The organism is Streptomyces klenkii (genome assembly GCF_003626645.1).
GTDB lineage: Bacteria > Actinomycetota > Actinomycetes > Streptomycetales > Streptomycetaceae > Streptomyces > Streptomyces klenkii.
This window is the reverse complement of the sequence record NZ_RBAM01000006.1, coordinates 360,378-380,455: the sequence shown is the minus strand read 5'-3', so window position 1 is coordinate 380,455 and position 20,078 is coordinate 360,378. Positions and strand designations below refer to the sequence as shown.

The 20,078-nt window shown below is 75.3% G+C and carries 17 protein-coding genes; 3 read left to right on the top strand and 14 right to left on the bottom strand.

The genetic code is table 11. The annotated features are described in order from the left end of the window. Positions 1–7 precede the first annotated feature (7 nt). The 6 genes from pucD to D7231_RS16960 all read right to left on the bottom strand — a co-directional run bounded on the left by pucD (position 8) and on the right by D7231_RS16960 (position 8,285). On the bottom strand, positions 8–2,335 hold the full coding sequence (gene pucD, locus D7231_RS16985) for a xanthine dehydrogenase subunit D (RefSeq protein ID WP_120756295.1): 2,328 nt from the start codon (positions 2,333–2,335) through the stop codon (positions 8–10). Then, positions 2,332–2,814, bottom strand: coding sequence for a (2Fe-2S)-binding protein (locus D7231_RS16980; RefSeq protein ID WP_120756294.1), 483 nt, complete (start codon positions 2,812–2,814; stop codon positions 2,332–2,334). Before D7231_RS16980 ends, pucD begins: the two co-directional genes overlap by 4 nt. Beyond that, positions 2,805–3,698, bottom strand: coding sequence for an FAD binding domain-containing protein (locus D7231_RS16975; protein WP_120756419.1), 894 nt, complete (start codon positions 3,696–3,698; stop codon positions 2,805–2,807). Before D7231_RS16975 ends, D7231_RS16980 begins: the two co-directional genes overlap by 10 nt. Positions 3,699–3,712: 14 nt before the next feature. Then, positions 3,713–4,507 (bottom strand): class I SAM-dependent methyltransferase, encoded by a 795-nt coding sequence (locus tag D7231_RS16970; protein ID WP_120756293.1) that lies wholly within the window; start codon positions 4,505–4,507, stop codon positions 3,713–3,715. 187 nt (positions 4,508–4,694) lie between these two features. Continuing rightward, a complete protein-coding gene (locus D7231_RS16965; RefSeq protein ID WP_147449745.1) occupies positions 4,695–7,544 on the bottom strand; it encodes a helix-turn-helix transcriptional regulator in 2,850 nt (949 codons plus the stop codon). Positions 7,545–7,619: 75 nt separating this feature from the next. After that, complete coding sequence (locus D7231_RS16960) at positions 7,620–8,285, bottom strand: TetR/AcrR family transcriptional regulator (protein ID WP_120756291.1); 666 nt, start codon at positions 8,283–8,285, stop codon at positions 7,620–7,622. Positions 8,286–8,350: 65 nt separating this feature from the next. Between D7231_RS16960 and D7231_RS16955 the strand changes: the two genes are divergently transcribed. Both D7231_RS16955 and D7231_RS16950 read left to right on the top strand, forming a co-directional pair. Then, positions 8,351–9,820, top strand: coding sequence for an MFS transporter (locus D7231_RS16955; protein ID WP_120756290.1), 1,470 nt, complete (start codon positions 8,351–8,353; stop codon positions 9,818–9,820). A 44-nt stretch (positions 9,821–9,864) separates the two neighbouring features. Then, positions 9,865–10,467 (top strand): NAD(P)H-dependent oxidoreductase, encoded by a 603-nt coding sequence (locus D7231_RS16950; protein ID WP_120756289.1) that lies wholly within the window; start codon positions 9,865–9,867, stop codon positions 10,465–10,467. Positions 10,468–10,535: 68 nt separating this feature from the next. Here the strand turns inward: D7231_RS16950 and D7231_RS16945 are convergent, their stop codons facing one another. The 8 genes from D7231_RS16945 to D7231_RS16910 form a co-directional block, all read right to left on the bottom strand. Further along, positions 10,536–11,276 (bottom strand): class I SAM-dependent methyltransferase, encoded by a 741-nt coding sequence (locus D7231_RS16945; protein ID WP_120756288.1) that lies wholly within the window; start codon positions 11,274–11,276, stop codon positions 10,536–10,538. Beyond that, entirely contained in the window at positions 11,273–12,493 is a 1,221-nt protein-coding gene (locus D7231_RS16940; protein ID WP_120756287.1) for a flavodoxin family protein, read from the bottom strand. Before D7231_RS16940 ends, D7231_RS16945 begins: the two co-directional genes overlap by 4 nt. Then, entirely contained in the window at positions 12,490–13,578 is a 1,089-nt protein-coding gene (gene ribD, locus D7231_RS16935; RefSeq protein ID WP_120756418.1) for a bifunctional diaminohydroxyphosphoribosylaminopyrimidine deaminase/5-amino-6-(5-phosphoribosylamino)uracil reductase RibD, read from the bottom strand. Before ribD ends, D7231_RS16940 begins: the two co-directional genes overlap by 4 nt. A gap of 38 nt (positions 13,579–13,616) precedes the next feature. Further along, positions 13,617–14,609, bottom strand: a complete 993-nt coding sequence (locus tag D7231_RS16930; protein WP_120756286.1) for a formylglycine-generating enzyme family protein — start codon at positions 14,607–14,609, stop codon at positions 13,617–13,619. A 3-nt stretch (positions 14,610–14,612) separates the two neighbouring features. Further along, positions 14,613–15,929, bottom strand: a complete 1,317-nt coding sequence (locus tag D7231_RS16925) for an SGNH/GDSL hydrolase family protein (RefSeq protein WP_120756285.1) — start codon at positions 15,927–15,929, stop codon at positions 14,613–14,615. Next, positions 15,926–16,660, bottom strand: a complete 735-nt coding sequence (locus tag D7231_RS16920; RefSeq protein ID WP_120756284.1) for an SAM-dependent methyltransferase — start codon at positions 16,658–16,660, stop codon at positions 15,926–15,928. Before D7231_RS16920 ends, D7231_RS16925 begins: the two co-directional genes overlap by 4 nt. A gap of 136 nt (positions 16,661–16,796) precedes the next feature. After that, positions 16,797–18,485, bottom strand: coding sequence for a WD40 repeat domain-containing protein (locus tag D7231_RS16915; protein ID WP_120756283.1), 1,689 nt, complete (start codon positions 18,483–18,485; stop codon positions 16,797–16,799). Continuing rightward, complete coding sequence (locus D7231_RS16910; RefSeq protein WP_120756282.1) at positions 18,482–19,021, bottom strand: GTP cyclohydrolase II; 540 nt, start codon at positions 19,019–19,021, stop codon at positions 18,482–18,484. Before D7231_RS16910 ends, D7231_RS16915 begins: the two co-directional genes overlap by 4 nt. A 603-nt stretch (positions 19,022–19,624) precedes the next feature. Between D7231_RS16910 and D7231_RS16905 the strand changes: the two genes are divergently transcribed. Continuing rightward, on the top strand, positions 19,625–20,017 hold the full coding sequence (locus D7231_RS16905; protein ID WP_120756281.1) for a DUF6233 domain-containing protein: 393 nt from the start codon (positions 19,625–19,627) through the stop codon (positions 20,015–20,017). Positions 20,018–20,078: the final 61 nt, after the last annotated feature.

The following is a 20,078-nucleotide window of genomic DNA, read 5'->3' as shown; positions in this document are numbered from 1 at the left end:
GCGGCGCTCACCGCACCCCGGAGCCGGGCGTGCGGGTCAGCCCGGCCACGTCTTCGAGGCGCAGGGGGATGCGCGGCAGGTCGAGGCCGGTGGCGTCCCGGACGGCGGCGGCGACCGCGGCCGGGCTGGAGATGTTCGGCGGCTCGCCCACGCCGCGCACCCCGTAGGGGGCGTGCGGGTCGGCCAGTTCGAGCACGTCGACGTGCATCGGCGGCACGTCGTGGACGGTCGGGATGAGGTAGTCGGTGAAGGACGGGTTCTGCATCAGGCCGCCCTCGGTCCGGATCTCCTCCATCAGCGCGAGCCCCAGGCCCTGCACGGTGCCGCCGTGGATCTGGCCCAGCAGGGCCTGCGGGTTGACGGCCTTGCCGACGTCCTGGGCGGTGGCGATCTCGACCGTCCGGACGAGGCCGAGCTCGGTGTCCACGTCGACCACCGCCCGGTGCGCGGCGAAGGCGAACTGGAAGACGGAGTCGCCCTGCCCGGTGTGCGGGTCCAGGGGGAACGTGGGCCGGTGGTGCCACTCGACGGTCTCCTCGACGGCCTCGTCGCCCAGCACGTCGGCCAGTTTGCACAGCACCCGGCCACCGGGGCCGGTGACCGCGCCGCCGGACAGACCGGTGGCGGTGCCGGGCCGGCCCAGCAGCCGGTCCGCGCGTTCCAGGACGCGGGCCCGGACGGCCTCCGCGGCCGCCTTGACGGCGCCGCCGGTGACGTAGGTCTGGCGGGAGGACGAGGAGGGCCCGGCCGAGCCGAAGGAGCTGTCCCCGAACTCCACCGTCACCTGCTCGACGCCGAGCTCGGTCCGGGCGATCTGGGCCTGCACGGTCACCACGCCCTGGCCGACCTCGGCCGCCGCGCTGGTCACCACGGCGCGTGCCTGCCCGCCTGTGGACTCCAGCCGGACCCGGGCGGTGGAGTAGTCGTCGAAGCCCTCCACGAAGCCGACGTTCTTGAAGCCGACGGCGTAGCCCACGCCGCGCACGACGGACTCCCCGCGCGAGGCCGTACGGGCCAGGTGGGCGCCCTCGGGCGGCGCCGCGGGGGGCATCGGGCGGTCCCGCACCCGGCGCAGCAGCTCGGCGACCGGCGCCGGGTGGTCCAGGACCTGCCCGTTGGCCACCGCCGACCCTTCGGCTACCGCGTTGCGGATCCGCAGCTCCACCGGGTCCATGCCGAGCTCGCGCGCGAGCCGGTCCATCTGCGACTCGTAGCCGAAGCAGGACTGCACGGCGCCGAAGCCGCGCATCGCCCCGCACGGCGGGTTGTTGGTGTAGACGACGCGCACGTCCACTTCCGCGTCCGGGACCTCGTACGGGCCGAGGGAGCAGGTGGCGACGGTGCCGGCGACGGCGGGGGAGCTGGAGGAGTAGGCGCCGCCGTCCAGGACGATCGAGGCCTTGACGTAGACGAGCCGGCCGTCGCGGGTGGCGCCGTGCTCGTAGGCCATCTTCGCCGGGTGGCGGTGCACGTGGCCGACGAAGGACTCCTCGCGAGTGTAGCACATCTTCACCGGGCGGCCGGTGCGCAGGGCGAGCAGGCAGGCGTGCGCGTGCATCGACAGGTCCTCGCGGGCGCCGAACGCCCCGCCGACGCCCGCCAGGTGCAGCCGCACCTTCTCGCGCGGCAGGCCCAGGGCCGCCACGACCTGGTCGTGGTCCACGTGCAGCCACTGCGTGGCGACGTGCAGGGACACCCCGCCGTCCGGGTCGGGCACGGCCAGGCCCGACTCCGGCCCCAGGAAGGCCTGGTCCTGCATGCCGACCTCGTAGACGCCGCGCACCACGACGTCGGCGGTGAGCGGCTCGCCGCGCGCGGCGCGGCCGCGGCGCAGCGGGACGTGGCGCAGGAGGTTGCCGCCGTCGTGCACGGCGGGGGAGTCCGGGGTGAGGGCGGCCTCGGCGTCGGTGACCGGCGGGAGCACCTCGTAGGCGACGCGCACCAGCTCGGCGGCGCGGCGGGCCGTCTCCGGGTCCTCGGCGGCCACGACGGCGACCGGCTCGCCCTCGTAGCGCACGGTGTCGACGGCGAGCACCGGCTGGTCGACGACCATCGAGCCGTGCAGGTTGCGGCCGGGCACGTCGCGGTGGGTCAGCACCGCGTGGACGCCGGGCAGGGCGAGCGCCGCGGCGGTGTCGACGGAGAGGATGCGGGCGCGCGGGTGGGGGCTGCGGAGCGTGGTGCCCCACAGCATGTCCTCGGCCTCCAGGTCGGAGGAGTAGGCGAAGGCGCCGCGGACCTTCAGCGGCCCGTCCGGGCGGGGGGCGCTGTCGCCGACGGTCCCGGGCGTGCGACAGGAGGTCGCGGCATACGAATCGGGGGCGTTCGGGGTCACGGGCGGGCCTCCAGGGCGCGCGTGCGGGCGGCGGCCAGGCGGACGGCGTCGAGGATGTGCCCGTAGCCCGTGCAGCGGCACAGGTTCCCCGCGAGGGCGTCCTTGATCTCGGCCTCGCCGGGGTCGGGGCAGCGGCGCAGCAGGTCCTCGGTGGACTTGAGCATGCCGGGGGTGCAGAAGCCGCACTGCACGGCGCCGCAGGCGAGGAACGCCTCCTGCACCGGGTGCGGCCCGTCCTCGCCGGCCAGGCCCTCGACCGTCTCCACGCTCCGGCCGTGGGCCTGGGGCGCGGGCACCAGGCACGCGCACACCAGCACGCCGTCCAGGTGGACCGAGCAGGAGCCGCACTGGCCCTGCTCGCAGGCGTTCTTCGCGCCGGACAGGCCCAGGCGCCGCCGCAGGACGGACAGCAGGCTCTCGGTCCCGGCGACGGCGTCGATGTCGTGCCGCTCGCCGTTGACCGTCAGCGTCAGGCGCACGTCTCCTCCTTCGCGCGCGCGTCCGCGCGGTAGTCGTCCCACACCCAGCCGAGGGCCCGGCGGGCCAGCACGGCCACCGCGTGCCGGCGGTAGGCGGCCGAGCCGCGCACGTCGTCGGCGGGGGAGACCGCCGCGGCGGCCAGCTCGCCGAAGCGGGTCAGGACGCCGTCCGGGAGCGGCTCCAGGGACTGCCACAGCCGCCGTCCGGCGAGCTCCCCGGCCACGAACCGCTCGGCTTCGAGCGCGGGCAGGGGCGTGTCCGCCGCCCCGCCGATGCCGGTGCCCACCGTGCCCCGGGAGGGCCACAGAGCCGCCGCGAAGGAACAGGTCGCCACCACCAGGGCGCCGCGCCGCCCCGCCTTGGCGTAGCTCTGCGGCCCCTCCGCCTCGGGCACCCGCACGGCGCGGATCAGCTCGTCCGGCGCGCGGACCGTGCGGCCCGGGCCGGTGTAGAACTCCCGCACCGGCACCCGCCGGGCGCCGCGCGCGGACACCAGCTCCACCTCCGCGCCCAACGCCAGCAGCATGGGGTGGACGTCGCCGGCGGCCCAGGCGGTGCCGAGGGCGCCGCCCACGGTGCCGCGGTTGCGGATCTGGCGGGAGCCCACCGTGCGGGCCGCGGCCGCGAGTCCGGGCAGCGGACCGGCGAGCTCGTCGGCGAGCCGGGTGTAGGGCACGGCCGCGCCGAGCCGGACGACGCCCGCCTCGCGCTCCCAGCGGGCCAGGCAGGGGATCCGGGTGAGGTCGACGGCGGCGGGCGGGCGCTCCCGGCCCCGGGACAGCCGCACCATGACGTCGGTGCCGCCGGCCACGGGCAGCGTGCCGGGCCGGGCGGCCAGCGCGTCCAGCGCGTCGTCCAGGCGGTCGGGCAGGAGGAAGTCCATGGTGGCCGGCAGGCTCATCCGGCGCTGCCCTCGGTGCGCTTGACGCAGCGGAAGACCGCCCACGGCGGGTTGGCCCGGAAGTCGTCCCAGTAGGCGGGCCCGTGTTCCAGCTCCCCTTCGACGGACAGCCGCACCGGCTCCCACGCGCAGTCGCGGAAGCCGGCGGCGGCGAAGGCCTCCTCGAAGGCCCGGCCGGAGGGCAGGTAGGCGCAGAAGCTGACCCGGGGGTCGGTGTGCGCGGTGACGCGGATCCGGCCGTCGTGCGCCGGGTCCGGCTCCCGCTCGAAGGAGAAGCCGTAGCGCTCCGGCAGCGGGTGGCCGAAGTCGAAGTCCGGGTGGGCGACGAAGGCCCGCAGGGCGCCCCCCGGGCGCAGGTTGCGGGCGCAGTTGCGGGCCATGCCCTCCAGCGCCTCCGGCGAGGCGGCGTAGTTGAACAGGTACGCGGCGAGCAGCACGTCGAACTCGCCGAGCCGCGGTAACGCGGACGCGTCGCCCACGGCGTACTCGACGCCGAGCCGCGCGCGCTCCTCCGCCGCCCGGCAGGCCTCGATCATCTTCGGGGAGATGTCCACGCCCAGCACGCGCTCCGCCCCCAGCCGGCGGGCGTGCCGGGTGTAGACCCCCGTGCCGCAGGCGAGGTCGAGCACGCTCTTGCCGCGGACGTCCGCCAGCAGGCCCAGCACGCTGGGCCGTTCCACGTACATCGTCAGCGGCAGCAGCTTGGACAGCTCGTAGTCCTCGCCGATCCGGTCGTACTGCAAGTCGTCGTGGGACGGGCGCACTGCGCTGCCGTCCGCTGCGTCGGTCATGGGGCGCCTCACCTTCTTCCGGATCGCCCGGAGTTGAGGCTTCCAGATTCCTGCCCCGCACCGGAGTTACGGATCACGGAGCAGCCCGTAGCGTTTGGGTGCCGGTACCGAGACGACAGCCGGCCGCCCGCGGGCGCAGGCCGGAGCGCGTGCCGCCGCCCGGGGCGCCCGCGGGCGGCGGCACGCGTCAGGCGCAGGACTCGGCGGCCTCGTGCTCGGGCAGGTGCAGGCACGCCGCGGGCGCCAGCCGCTCGTCGTCCGCCGCCAGGCTCAGCGCGCGGCGGTCGGAGATCGACAGCTTGCGGTAGACCCGGCTCAGGTGCATCTCCACGGTGCGCCGCGTCACGTACAGCCGCCCGGCGATCTCCTTGTTCGTGAGTCCTTCCGCGGCGAGCAGCGCGGTGCGGCGCTCGGCGGGGGTGAGGGAGGCGGGGCCGATCTCGGTGTCGCGGCGCGGGCGGGCACCGGCCTCGACCATGTCCTGGCGCAGCTCCTGCACGAGGACGTGCGCCCCGCACTTCTCGGCCAGGGCGGCCGCGGTCCGCAGGTGCTCCCGCGCCTGCCGCGTCTTGCGGGTCCGCATCAGCTCGCGGCCCAGGTCGCGCAGCACCCGCGCCTCGTCGAGGGCGGCGCCCGCCTCCCGCAGCAGCTGGGCGGACTCGGCGAGGACCGCCGCCCGCTCCTCGCCGGGCCCGAGCAGGCCCGCGGCGCGCAGGGCGATGCCGACGGCGTGGGGCGCGCCGAACTCCCGCGCGAGAGCCAGCTCCTGCTGGACGAGCCGCCGGCCCGTGTCCTCGTCGCCCAGCCGGGCGTGCGCCAGGGCCGCCTCGGAACGCCAGGGCCACAGCGCCGGGTTGGTCCAGCCGCGGTGCAGCAGCAGCCGCCCGCACTCCTCCAGGTCCGCCAGCCCGGGCCCGACCCGGCCCAGCGCGACTTGCAGCCGGCCGCGGTGGAAGAGCAGCCCGGGCAGGGTCACGGCGGGCACCGCGCTCTCCAGCCCGGCCTCCAGGAGGACCCGCTGCGCCTGGTCGAGGTCACCGGACTCGTACAGGGCGCTGCCCAGCCAGCCGCGGGCCGTGCCGGAGCCCAGCCACTCGCGCCCGGCCGGCTCCGGGCCCCGCTCCAGCACGCCCTGCGCGGCCTCCAGGGACTCCGTCAGGCGGCCCGCGCGGAAGGCGCATTCGGCGAGCACCGCGCGGGCGAGCGCCGCCACGGTGCGCGAGCCCTCCTCGGTCGCCGCGGTGAGCAGGGCCGCGCCGTGCTCCAGGGCCTCCTCCACGGCGCCCGAGCGAGCCAGGACGAGGACGAGGCCGAGGCGCATCAGGGCGTGGTCGTTGACGGTGGTGACCGGTTCGCCGAGCGCGAGGCGGGCCTGCTGGACCGCCTCGGCCCGCTGCGTGCCGCTCCACTGCGCGCCCATGGCCTGTGCCGCGGCCTCGGCGCGGCGCACCCACGGGCAGCGGGCGACCTCGCTCAGCTGCGCGGGGAACGACGACGCCGGCGCACAGGACGGCCTCGGCCGCGCGCCGCGGCCTTCGAGGAGCTCCAGCAGGCCGCGTACGGCGCGGAAGCCCGCCCGCAGCTCCTTCGGGGCGCCGGAGCGCTCCAGCTCGCCGGCCTCCTCCTCGACGATCCGCAGGGCTTCGGGCACGTCGCCGGTCATGGCGGCGGCCTGCGCCAGGTCCAGCAGGGCCATGGCGCGGTGCTCGGTGCCGCCCTGGATGAGGCCGACGGTGCGGCGCAGCCGGGCGACCGCGGGCTCGGGGCCGTCGGCCAGCTCGATGTGGCCGAGCCGGCGCAGCAGCCCGGGCTCCTCCTCCGGCCCGCACTCGGCGAGGCCGCGCTCCAGGCAGACCCGGGCCCGGGCGAGGGCGCCGCCCGCGAGCGCCGCGTCGGCCGCGTCCACCAGCAGCCGCAGCGCCCAGCGCTCGCCGAGGGGAGCGGCGGAGAGCAGGTGCGCGGTGATGCGCTCGCGGGGGGCGCTGTTCGCGTAGAGGGCACGGGCGGCCTCCGCGTGCAGCCGGGCCCGCTCGCTGGGCGGCATCCGGGCCCGGAAGGAGGCCATGACCAGCGGCTGGGCGAAGCCGAAGCCGTCTTGATCCTCCGTCAGGATGCCCCAGTGCACGAGCCGGTACAGCAGGTCGGCGGCCTCGCCGTCGCCGATGCCGGCGAGCCGGGCGACGAGCGGGCCGCTCGCCGCGGGCGCGACGACCGACACGGCGTCGAGCACCGCGCCGGCCTCGGGCGAGCCGCCGTCGAGCCGGGTCAGGAGGGTCTCGGCGATCTCCACCGGGCCCAGCCCGGCCACCCGGTCCGCGGAGACGACGCCCGGCGCGAGGCCCGTGCGCCGCAGCTCGCGCAGCAGTGCCTGGAGCAGCAGCGGATTGCCGCCGGTGGCCGTGCGGCAGGCGTGGACGAGGCCGGGGTCCGCGAGCTCGCCGGTGAAGGAGGACAGCAGATAGCCGACGCTGTCGGAGTTGAGGCCCTGGAGCACCGCGCGGCGGTGGAAGAAGGAGGCGATCCCGGCGGGGGACTCGGCGCCCTGCTGCCCGGCCCCCTCGCCCGCCGGGCCGGGGCGGTCCACGCCGAGGGTGGCCAGCAGGAAGACCGGCAGGCCTTCCAGGCGGGCCGTCAGATAGCCGAGCCAGCGCAGCGACGGGGTGTCCGTCCACTGGAGGTCGTCGATCGCGATGAGCAGGGGCGAGCCGGCCGTGGCGGCGGTGATCAGCCGGTGCATCCCGGCGGCCTCCGCGTCCCCGTCGTCCGGGTCGTCCTGCGGCCAGGCCTTCCCGAGCAGGCACAGCAGCTGGTCGCGTATCTGGTGCAGGACGCCGTGGGCCCGGCTCCGCTCGCCGGGCCTGGCGCGTGCGGAGACCGTCCCGAAGCCCCTGCTCCGGGCGGTCCTCAGTGCGGCCCGCACCAGGTGCGACTTGCCGGTTCCGATGCCCCCCTCCAGCAGCAGGCTGGCCCCCATGCCGGCCTCCGCTGCGGACAAGGCCCCGTCCAGGGCCGTCATTTCGCTGTCGCGGCTCAGCAACAGTCTCTCCCTCCCCTCGTACCTGCCGGGCCGTCACGGCGCCCGGCCCCCCGTCCCTTGCGGGAACCCCGCGCGTCAGAACCCGTCGAAGACCCCGTGCCGGTGCCTCTCGCGCCAGGTGCCGGTCGCCACGCCCTTCAGGACGACCTCGACCACGTCCTCCGCGAGCGTCGCGGTCACCGGCAGGTGCCCGAAGAGCACCCGGTAGTACGTGCTGGACGCGAGCATGTCCAGCAGCAGGTCGATGTCCGCGTCGGGGCGGATGTCCCCCCGCCGGATGCCGCGCCGCAGCGCCTCGGCCGTCGAGGCCCGCCGCGGGTGGAAGAAGCGCTCCAGGAAGAGGGCGTCCAGCTCCGGCTGGTCGGCGAGGTCGGCCACCAGGGCGGGCAGCACGCGCCGCCCGAGCGCGGTGCCGAAGGCCTGGCTGAGGGTGCCGATCCCGGCGATCAGGTCGCAGTGGGTGCAGCCGGTGTCGGGGGTCGGGGTGGTGCCCATCGTGGTGACCAGCGCGTCCACGACCAGGTGCTGGCGGGACTGCCAGCGCCGGCGCAGGGCCGGCTTGCTCGTGCCCGCACGGGCCGCCACCGCTTCGAGCGTCAGGTTCCCGTAGCCCGACTCGTTGAGGAGCTCCATCACCGCGGCGGGCACGGCTGCGTCGATGCGGCCGTCCCGCGGCCTGCCTGTGCGCTGCTGACCGGCTTCGCGTTCTTCGGCCACCGCGCCGTTCGGGGTGTTCACCATGCGGTCAGTATAGGTAATCTGCTATTAATTACGTCCCGGAACGGAACGAAACTTAGGAGGCCGTTGTGTCGCAAGACGTGAACCAGGTGACGGAGGGGACCGGTGAGCCGCTCGTGTCGCCGGTCGAAGAGGGGGGCACGAAGGGCTCGGCCGCCGCGTCGGAGAGCGTGTTCAGCGGGGCCTACCGCGCGCTGACGCTCGGCGTCATCCTTTCCGTGAGCATGGTGGCCTTCGAGTCCCTGGGCGTGGCCACGGTGCTGCCCGACATCGCCAAGGACCTCGACGGCCTGGGCGCCTACGGCTGGGGTCTGTCCGCCCTGATGCTCGCCAACATCATCGGTACGGTGGTCGCCGGCCGCGCCGCCGACAAGAGCGGCCCTGTGCGGTCGATGGCCATCGGCATGCTGATCTTCGCCATCGGCTGCGCCGTGGCGGGCGCGGCGCCCACGTGGCCGCTCTTCCTGCTGGGCCGGGCGCTCCAGGGCCTCGGCGTCGGCGCTGTCATGAGCATGGCCTACACCGTGATCGGGCTCGCCTACCCGGAGAACCTCAGGGCCCGCATGTTCGCCCTGCTCTCCTCCGCCTGGACCATCCCCTCGCTGATCGGCCCCGTGATCGCCGGCACCCTCGCCGACCTCACCAGCTGGCGCGGCGTCTTCCTGCTGATGCTCCCCCTGATCGCCGTCGCCGCCCTCCTCACCCTGCCCGGCCTGCGCCGCCTGGAGCGCCCGTCCGGCACCGCCGCCAGCAGCGCCCCCGCCGGCCCCTGGTGGAAGAGCCCCCTCGCCGCCAGCATCCTGCTCACCGCCGGCACCGCCCTGCTGCTCCAGGCCCTGCTCCTGAAGAACCTCGTGCTGCTCGTCGTGCTCGCCCTCGTCGGCATCGCCGTCGCCGTGCCGACCCTGCGCCAGGTCACCCCCGCCGGCACGCTCAGCCTGCGCGCCGGAGTCGGCGCCGGCATCGGCATCCGCTTCCTGCTCTGCGGCGTCTACTTCGGCAGCGAGGCCTTCCTCCCGCTCGGCCTCCAGGAGCTCCGCGGCGTGAACGCCTCCCTGGCCGGCCTCGGCCTGTCCGCCGGCGCCATCACCTGGGTCGTCGGCTCCGCCTGGCAGGCCAAGCGCGACGGCAGCGGCAACGGCCGCACCGGCAGCGTCACCCTCGGCTTCACCATCCTCTTCGCCGGACTCGTCGTCATGGCCGCGGCCGTCCTCGTCGAGGCCATTCCGCCGCTCGTCGCCATCGCCGGCTGGGCCCTCGGCGGCATCGGCATGGGCATCGGCTTCAACGCCGCCACCACCGACACCCTCGAACAGGCCCCCGCCGAGCAGCAGGGCCTCGTCAGCGGCTCCCTCCAGCTCGCCCAGACCCTCGCGACCGGCCTGATCTCCGGCATCGGCGGCGCCGCCATCGCCATGGCCCACCAGCACGACTCCACCACCCGGGCCGGGCTCCTGTTCACCTTCGCCATCACCGCGGTCCTCGCACTGGCCGGCGTCCTCGTCTCCCGCCGCCTGCGCCCCGCCGCGGCCGCCTGACGCCCGGCACCCGGCACCCCGCACCCCAAGGAAGGAGACCGACCGTGGAGAACGTCCTCCTGCTGGGGCTGAGCGCCCCCACCGAAGACGATCCGTACGGTGACCGGCTGCTTCGCGCCCTCTCGGCCCCAGGAGCCTCCGGCACCCGGCTCGTCGTCAGCACGGCACCCTCCGTGCTGGCCCGGGCCGGCAGCGAGATCATCGCCCCGTCGCACCCCGTGGCCGACGCGCTGCGCCAGATGGCGGCCCTCGCCGACGGCATCGTCCTCACCACGCCCGAGACGGACGGCGCGCCACCGAGCTCGCTGCGCACGCTCCTGAACTGGCTGACCTGGCCGGCCGAGGGCTCGCCCCTCGTGGGCAAGCCCGTGGCCGTCCTCACCACCTGCGAGGACTCCGTCGCCGAGCAGAAGCCGTACTCCGAGGTCGAGCGGATGCTCTTCACCGCCGGTGCCACCATCATCGGCCCGCGCACCATCGTGCCCCGCGTGGACCGGGCCCTGCGCGAAGAGCCCGACGGGCAGGTCTCCTTCGGCGACCCGGGAGCGGCCGTGCGCCTGCTCTTCCACATCCACCGCACGGCCGCGGCCGCCCGGGAGAACGCGGGCCTGCCGCCCGCGGAGGACTTCCGGCCGTGGCTGCTGTGACGGCGGACGCGGACGCCCGAAGGCCCCGGCGGTGAGAACCGCCGGGGCCAACGGGGGACGAGGCCGGCTCAGCCGGCCGTGCAGCGCAGCATCACCAGCGGCGGATTGGCCAGGAAGTCCGCCCAGAAGTCCGCGCCGAACGCGGCGGCACCCTCCTGCGGAACCTCCAGCGGCACCCAGGTGATACCGGTGAAGCCGGCCTGCCGCAGGGCGCCCTCGTAGACCTCGCGCCGCGGGTAGTTGGTCACGAACTCGATGGGCGAGTCCAGCAGCGCCGTGATCCGCACCCGCGGGCCCACCTCGCCCTCGCCCACCGGCTCGTAGCGGAAGCCGTACTTGTCCGTCGACGGCCCGTCGAAGCGGAAGTCCGGCGCCTGCGTGAGGACGAAGAACTCGCCGCCCGGCCGCAGGTTGCGGTGCACGCCGCGGCACATCCACTCCATCGTGGCCGCGTCGTCGGCGTAGTTGAGCAGGTACACCGCCGTCGCCACGTCGAAGCGCCGGTCGAAGACGGGCAGATCGGCGCCGTCGGCGACCTGGTAGCGCACCCCCAGGGGATTGCGCTCCTCGATGGCCCGGGCCGCGGCCACCATCCCGTCGGAGACGTCGACGCCGAGGACGTCCGCGGCGCCCAGCCGCTTGGCCTGCCGGGTGTAGAAGCCCGTGCCGCACGCCAGGTCCAGCACCGAGCGCCCGCTCAGGTCGCCGAGCATCCGCACGAAGCTGCCGCTCTCGGGGTACCGCGCCATGGGCAGCGACTTGAAGCCCTCGTAGGCCTCGCCGATGTCGTCGTACTGCTGGACGGTCATATGACTTCCTTTTCGAGGGGGGTGTCAGAGGTGACGGCCGCGAGCGCGGGCTCGCGGCGCAGCCGGCCGCCGGCCAGGGCGATGCGCCGGCCCTGGTGCCGGGCGGCCGCCAGCGCCTGCGCCGTGGGCAGGGCCCCCGCCGACCGGGGGTGCGACGTGCCGTACGGATTGCCGCCCGCCGCGAAGACCGCGGGATCGGTGTAGCCGGGCGGCACCACCACGGCGCCGCCGTGGTGCAGGACGTTGTTCAGGGCGAGCAGCGCCGACTCGCTGCCCGCGTGCGGCCGGGGCGTGCAGGCGAATCCGCTGGCCGGCTTGCCCGCCAGCGGCCCCGGCCCCGTCTCGGGCTCCAGCGACTGGAGGAAGCCCAGCAGGGACGCGGCCAGGGCCCCCGACCGCACGCGGGCGCCGAAGAGCAGCGAGTCCGCCCAGGCCACGTCGTCCGCGGTGACGACGGCCGCCGCGGGGGCGCCGCTCATGGGGCCGGGCAGGCCCGCCGCCCGCGGGGCCGCCGGCCCCGCCAGGCGGCGCAGCCGCACCTCGGCCCCCAGCTCACGGGCGCCCGCCGCGCACTCCTGCGCCAGCATCCGGACCGTCTCGTCCTCGGCGCAGTGGACGACCGTGACCCGGGCGCGGCCGCCGGCGTCGTCCGCCCGGGCGGCGCGCTGCACCTGGGCCGTGGTGGCGGCCAGCCGGTGGCCGGCCGACCACGCGGCGGCCAGCTCGGCCTCCCCGACGGCGCCGTCGCGCGCCGACGTGACCGCCAGCCCGTACGGATTGCCGCCCATCGCCATGGCTTCGGCACTGGAGGGTTCGGGGCCCAGCGCCCACGCACCCCAGTGGTAGACCGACTGGTACAGCGCCAGCAAGGTGCCCTCGCGCCCGCCGTGCAGACAGGTCGACGCCGTCAGGCCGGTCACGATCCGGTCGGCGAGCAGCCCCTGGGCCCACAGCGGCGAGGTGCTCTCCAGGAACCGCTTGAACGGCGAGGAGGGGTTGCCGAAGTACGTGGGCGCGGCCAGCACCAGCCCGTCGGCCCACAGCATGTCCTCCGGCGCGGCCTCCGGCTCCGGCCACTCCGATATCGCCTTGTCGTCGGCGACTCCCAGCAGCCGCACCTGCGCGCCGTACGCGCGGGCCCCCTCGGCGGCGGCCTCCGCCAGGGCCCGCATCGTGCCGCGCCGGCTGTGGTAGACGACGGCCACCTTCGGGGTCACGGCGCCTCCTCCGGCTCCTCGCCGCCGGCGAGCGGGCGCGAGCGCAGCACCAGCCGGACGTCGTCGCCGAGCCGGGCGACCTCGTCCAGTCGCAGCCGCAGCGCCTCGCTCAAGGTGCCCGCGCCGAACTCGTCGAGCACCGCGCGCCCCCCGCCGCCGAGCAGCACGGGCGCGACGTAGGCCACGACGCGGTCGAGCATGCCCAGAGAGGCGAACTCGGCCGCGAGCCGTGCGCCGCCCTCCAGCAGGACGGAGCGCAGTCCCCTCTCGTAGAGGGCGGCCGTCAGGGCCGTGAGGTCCAGCCGGCCGCCGGTCTCCGGAAGGGCCAGGACCGTGTGCCCGTTGGGCAGTTCGGGCCGCGCGGCCGACTCGCCGACCACTACGAGGGTCGGTGCCGCGTCGTCCAGGACCCGCGCCCCGGGCCGGATGCTCCCGGTTCGGTCCAGCACGATCCGCAGCGGCGGCCGCCCGGAGACGCCGTGGCGCAGCCCCAGGTGGGGGTCGTCCTCGCGGAGCGTGCCCGAGCCGACCAGAACGGCGTCGTGCGTGGCGCGCAGCCCGTGGGCGTCGGCCCGGGCCTCCGGGCCGGTGATCCAGCGCGAGGTGCCGTCGGGGGCGGCCGAGCGCCCGTCGAGCGTCCCGCCGAACTTCCACGTCACGCACGGCCGGCCGAGCCGGGTCGCGGTCAGCCAGAGCTCGTTGGCCCGCTCGGCCTCCTCGCGCAGCACGCCGCCCACGACCTCGACGCCCGCGGCGCGCAGCCGCTCGGCGCCGCCCGCGTGGCCGGGCACGGGGTCCGGGACCGCGTACACCACCCGGGCGACCCCGGCGGCCAGGAGGGCGTCCGCGCACGGGCCGGTGCGGCCCTGGTGCGCGCACGGCTCCAGGGTGACGACGGCCGTCGTGCCCCGCGCGCGGGGCCCCGCGGCGGCCAGCGCCGCGGCCTCGGCGTGCGGCTGCCCCGCGCCCAGGTGCCGGCCCTCCGCGACCGTGGAGCCGTCCGCGTCCAGCAGGACGCAGCCGACGACGGGGTTGGGGCTGGTGTGGCCCAGGCGGGTGACGGCGAGCTCCAGGGCCCGGCGCATGGCCGCCTGTTCGGCGGCGCTAGCGGTGAGCGCCGTCGTCACGGCGTCTCCGCGAGCCGGAAGCCCATCGCGTAGATCTCGCGCTTGTACCAGCCGTGCCGGCGGCGGCAGCGGGCGAGGTCGCCGAAGCGGGTGAAGCTTCCGCCGCGGGCGACGCGGTAGGCGCCCTGGGTCACGGCGAGGTCGTCGGCGATCTCCTCGCCGCCGGGGTAGGCGGCGTAGTCGTCCGCCACGTACTCCTCGACGTTGCCCGCGAGGTCGTGCACGCCGAACGGCGAGCGCCCGGCCGGGAAGACGCCGATCGGCGTCGTCGTCAGCGGCCCCTCCTCGACGGTGTTGGCGGCGCCGGGCCGCCAGTCGTCGCCCCAGGGGAAGTCGCGCCCGTCCCCGCCGGAGGCGGCGTACTCCCACTCGGCCTCGGTCGGCAGCCGGAAGCGGCGCCCGGTCCGGGCCGAGAGCCAGGCCGCGTAGGCGTCGGCGGCCTCGGGGGTCACGGTCCACACGGGGTGGTTGGCGAGCTGCTCGGGGTAGACGCCGAAGCGCCAGGCGGTCGGCAGCTCGGTGCGGCCGGTGTCCTCCAGGAACAGCCGGAACTCGGCGTTGGTGACGGGGTGCAGGGCGATCCGGAAGGCCGCGAGGTCCGCCTCGTAGACGGGGCACTCCTTGGCGATCCACTCCTCCTCGACGCCCGCGTGGCGCCAGCGGCCGGTGACCGCGGCCACCTCGCCGGGCGCGAGGCCCAGCCGGACCCGCGCGGCCGGCACGTCGGCCATCGGCGGGTCCTCGGGGCGGATCCGCGGGTCGCCGGTCAGGCCGAGGACGGTGCCGGCGGCGTAGCGGCGGGCGAACGGCTCGGCGGGGTCCTCCGCCACCCCGACGAGGACGTCCGGCGCGGCGGCCAGGAGGTCCCGGTGCCCGGCCAGGAGGTGCTGCGGGCCCCGGGCGACGAAGGCGTCGGGCAGGGCCATGGCGGCACGGTCGGTCAGGGTGTTGGGGTTGGCGAGGACGACCGGCGGCGTACTGCTGGTCATGGATTACCTTCCGTGGACGGCGGGAACGGGGCTGCCGGCGAGCTCGGCGAGCGGCACCGCGTCGGCCAGGGCCCGGTAGCCCGGGTCGTTGAGATGGATGTGGTCGCCGCCGTCGAACGAGGCACGGACCCGCTGCGGGTCGGCCGGGTCGCGGACGGCCGCGTCGAAGTCGACGACGGCGTCGAAGTCGGCGCGGGCGGCGGGGGAGCGCAGGGCGGCGTTGACCTCGGTGCGCGCCTTCTCGGCCTCCGGGCTGTAGAAGGGCGAGTCCTTGAACGGCGTCAGGGTGCCCACCACGACCCGGATGTGCTGCTCGTGCAGCCGCCGGGCCATGTCGCGCAGCCCGTCGAGGACCTGTGCGGCGCTCGCCCTGGGCTCCAGCTGGAGGTCGTTGATGCCTTCGTAGAGGACGGCGGTGCGCACGCCGGGCCGGTCGATGACGTCGCGCTGGAGCCGCTTCGAGGCGGCCGTGCCGCGCTGCGGCCGGTCGGTTTCGCTGCCGTCGCGCAGGATGCGGTTGCCGCCGAGGCCCTCGTTGAGCACGCCGGTGCCCCGGGTGGCCGGGTCGGCGCTGAGCCTGCGGGCGAGGGCGTCGGTCCAGCGGGCGTTGCCGTCGAGGGTGGACTTCACGCCGTCGGTCTGCGAGTCGCCGAGCGCCACCACGGTGCCGCGCGCGCCCTTGCCGCGGACGTCGACGCCGGTGAGGAAGAACCAGGAGGTCTCGGCGCGGGTGAACGCCCCGTTCCCGGCGTCGGCCGCGTGGTCGCCCGGCTCCGAGACGTAGTTGGTCTGCTGGGCGAGCCAGTGCCAGGTCGCGGGGCCGGTCGGCTTCGGCAGGTGGACGCTCACCAGCAGGTCGCGGTCGGCGGGCACGTCGAAGGCCACGGGATCGCTGACGATCTCCGCCCCGACGGGCACGGTCGCCCCGGCGGCCCCGCCGAAGGTGACGGGCCGCAGGGTGCCGGCCACCGGCGCGGGGGACGGCCCCGGGCCGGGCAGCGCGACGGTCGTCCGGCCGAGGGCCAGCGGCGCGTTGCCGTGGGCGTTGGAGAAGCGCAGGCGCAGCTCGCCGCCGGCGGCCGAGGTGTGCACGACCATGCGCACGGTGCGGTTGTCCAGGCCCTCCTTCGAGATGCCGTCGGGCGCGGCGGGCGCGGGAGCCGTGCCCCAGGTGCCGGTCCAGCCGGCCTCGCCGGCCGCCGCGGGCGGGGTCACGTGCGCGGACGGCGCCGCCTGCGCGGACGGTGCCCCGAGCAGCACGCAGGACAGCAGCGCGGCCGTTCCTGCCGCGGCGGCGCGGCGGCGGGTGGCGCGGCTCACCGGCCCTCACCCTCGGTGCGGCGGAAGGTGCTGACGAGGTACGTGAGGTCGCCGACGGCCCGGGGCACCTGGTGGGAGGCGACGAGGGCGAAGCCGTACTGCCCGACGAGCCCGGTCAGCTCCTGCTCGGTGAACTCGCGGTAGAGGCGGTTGCCGGCGTTGGCATACAGGCCGCCCTTGCCGCCCGCCGCGTTGAAGACGGAGAGGGTGAGGAGGCCGCCGGGGCGCAGCAGCTCGTGGATGCGCCGCAGGTACGGTCCGTACGCCTCGGGGTGCTGGTGGTGGAAGCAGCCGTTGTCGAGCACCGCGTCGTACTCGGCGGTGCCCGGCAGGTCGAGCGCGGCCGTGGCGAGGAAGCGGGCCCGCCCGGGGTGCTGCTCCGCGAGGGTCTCCCACTCGGGGGAGGCGACCAGGTCGATGCCGGTCACGCGGTGCCCGCCCGCGAGGAGGATGCCGGCGTCGCGGCCGTGGCCGGTGCCGAGGTCGAGGACGTGCGCGGCGGGGCTTGCAGCGCTGTCCGGGGTATCCGCTTCCGGCCGGGCGCGCAGGGCGTCCATGAGCAGGCGCGGGGCCTGCCGCATCGCCTCCTCGCCGGTCCAGATGTCGCGTCCGCCGGCGTAGTGGTCGACGAAGTCGCTGCGCAGGACGTCCGCGTAACGGGTCTCGTCGAGCGGGGTGGCCTCGGTCTGCTCGACCGTGTACCGGTCGGCTATGGAGTGGCTTTCGGCCATGAGGGACGGTCCTTCGTCTGCTGGAGCTCGGGTGTGTGGCTCGTGTGTGGTCGGTGCCGGGCGCGTGCGGGCATGGGTCGCGGGGAAGGCGGGCGCAGCCCTCGCCTTCCCCGCGACCGGTCCGTGGCGCCCCGTCCTAGACGGAGGGCGTGTAGTACACCCGGCCGTCGTAGGACGACGCGGCGAAGGCCTTGCGCTCGTCGTCCCAGGTGAGGGACGAGATGCCCGCGGTGGTCGGGCGGACGACGGCCGTCCACTCGCCGGTGGTGCGGTCGTAGAGCGCGATGCGGCCGTTGTAGCTGCCGGAGGCGACCACGCGGCCGTCGCCCGAGGCTGCGACGCACTTGATCGAGTGGGTGTGCGGGGTGTCGAGGACCTCGGCGCGCTGCTCCGGGTCCCAGATGCGCAGCTTCAGGTCGCGGCTGACGCTGGCGAACCAGCCGTCGCCCAGGCCCGCGCAGCCGTTGGCGATCCGGTCGTGCGCGTCCTCGATCGTGGCGACCTTGGAGAGGTCGGAGGTGCGGTACCAGGTCGCGGAGGCGTCGGCGGCCACGGAGAAGATGAGGTCGCCGGAGACCGCGACGCCCTTGACGGCGTTGGTGTGCAGCGGCAGGTCCGCGACGTGCTCGGCCTCGCCGGCGCCGGTCAGGCGCAGCAGCAGGCCCTCGCCGGTGTAGGCGCCGACCACGGCGTAGGAGGCGCCGTCGCGCTCGAAGGCGGCACCGCAGTTGAGCGGGGAGCGGTGCTGGTGGAGCTCACGGCCCGTCAGGGCGTCGAAGACCTTGCCGAGCTGGCCGCCCGAGAGCACCAGGCCGCCCAGCGGGGTGAGGAAGTTGCACAGGCTGCCGGTCTCCGCGACGACCTCGCCCTCGCGGTGCACGATGCCCGCGTCGCCGATGGTGAGCGCGCCGGAGGCGGTGGGCAGCACGGCGTTGACGCCCTGGGTGGGCGGCACCTCGGCGGTGTCCCAGGTGCGGCCCTCGTAGTCGTAGCCGCGGTAGCCGGCGCCGAAGGTCGCGAAGACCAGCCGGGAGCCGCCGGCGAAGGCGCAGGAGCGGGGCCACACGTCGTCGGGCAGGGCGGTGGTGTCACGCCGCTGCGGCACGCCGGAGGCGACGTCCCAGAGCTGCATGGTGCGGTCGTAGCTGAGGCTGACCAGCAGGTTGCGGGCGTCGTCCAGGACCAGGCGCTTGATGCCCGCCTCGTGGGCCGGCAGCACGGAGCGCTCGGTGGGGCCGACGACGATGATCTGGCCCTCGTCGTTGCCCGCGAAGATGGTGCCGCCCGAGGAGATGGCGATGGTGTCGGTCTCGATGCCGTCCATGTCGAGGTCGGCGATCAGCCCGCCGGTCTCCAGCGACCAGCGCTTGATGGTGCCGTCGTCGCTGGAGGAGATCAGCTCGTCGCTGTCGCGGGCCCACTCCACCGAGATGACGTCGGCGGTGTGGCCGGCGAAGCGGGCGACGAGGGTGCCCGTGAAGTCGTAGACCCGCACCCGGTGGTCCCGGGAGGCGGTGGCTATGAGCTCCTTGGACGGGTGGAAGACCGACATCTCCACGTCGTCCTCCTGGTCGGCGAGGACCGCGACCAGGCGCAGGTCCGGCACCGTCCACAGGCGGGCGGTGTAGTCGCTGGAGGAGGTGACCAGGTGGCGCCCGTCCGGCGAGAACGCGCACTGGTTGGCCAGGTGGTCGTGGAAGGAGCGGGCGAGGGCCGTTCCGGTCTGCTGGTCCCAGCAGATGACCTGGTTGTCGTAGCCGGCGGTGGCGACGTAGGCACCCTGCCACGCCGCGATGCCGCTGATGGGTCCCCGGTGCTGGATCACGCTGTTCCTTCCACGAGTTCGATCGAGTGGCCGCCGTACTCGGCCTTGGCGCGCAGGTAGTGGTCGTTGTTCTCGTTACGGAAGATTCCGGTACGGACCTGCTCCACGACCTCGATGCCGTACGAGGCGAGCTGCGCGGCCTTGTCAGGGTTGTTGGTGTGCAGCCGGATCCGCGTCACGCCGAGCGACTGGAGCATCTGGGCGGCCGAGCGGTAGTCCCGCAGGTCGTCCGAGAAGTTCAGCTCGCGGTTGGCGGCGAACGTGTCGAGGCCCTGGTCCTGGAGGCGGTAGGCGTCGAGCTTGTTGTACAGGCCGATGCCCCGGCCCTCCTGGCGCAGGTACAGCAGGACGCCGCCGGACGCGGCGAGCAGCTGCATCGACTCGGTCAGCTGCGGACCGCAGTCGCACCGCGCGGAGCCGAAGACGTCACCGGTCAGGCACTCGGAGTGCAGCCGGACCAGCGGGACGTCCGCGATCGGTCCGAACTGCACCGCCACGTGCTCGAGCCCGTCGCCGAGCCCGGTGAACGTCACCATCTGACCTGGCGTCCAGGCCCCGTCGGCCCGCTGCACGGGAATCTCGACGCGGGCTCGGATGCCCACGGACCCCTCCGGCGGTTCCACCGACGCCCCGTGCAACGGGGTGTCCTCCCCATTGAGTGTTTTGGGCACTGCTTCCTCCCGTAGAACGAGCACGCCCCGAACCCCAGGGCGCAGTCACAGCATGGATGCGGAGGGCAGCGCGGACAGCACGGTCCGTACCGGTACGGGTACCGAGATCATTTGACGGCGGTACCGAACCATCCGGTCTGTTGATTGGGAAGACCGAAGCTTTCAGCGCGTCAGTTCTCGCCCGGGAAACGGACGCTTCGGGATCTTCAGCCGGGATTGCGTCACTGGAAAACCGGCTACCCGGTACCTTCTTCCGCTTCGGTGCGCCGGCAGGGGCGACATCCCTGGTGCGCGGGCTGTACGGACGATCGTCGCCGGTGCCGGGTCCGTTCCGCCATCAGTCTTTCGGGCTAATCCTCCGCCCGGCGGGAACCGGTGCGGGGCCCCGCGCGGGTACCCCTCCGGCCCGTACCGCGACCTGCGGAACCGCCCCCCGCGGCGGCCCCCGCGCTGCTACCGTCGCGCGGCATGGAGCAGCTCTTCAGCGACGACGAACTCGCCCTCATCACGGAGGCCGCGCAGGAGTCGGGGATGGACCCGCGCGACTGGGTCCGTGCCGTGGTCCTGCAAGTCCTCACCGACGACGCGTACTTGGAGGACGACCCGCCGGCCACGAACGGCCACCGCCAGGGGGACGGCCGCCCGCCGTACCGGCCGGACATGGAGCACGCGCTCTGGCCGGTCACCACCCACCGCGGCTCCGGCCGCAACATGCACGAGCTGCACCACGCGGGATGCTGGGTACCGAAGGGCGGCGAAGAGACGATGAGCACGCCGCAGGCCCGTGAAGAGCTCCTCGCCCGCAACGCCATCCCCTGCGAGGCCTGCCAGCCGGAACGGTTCCTTACCCCGCTGGTCTAGCCGTCCGCCGCAAGTGCTGCCGAGGCGCGCGGCGGCCCGTGCACGGACCCCCGGCGGGGCA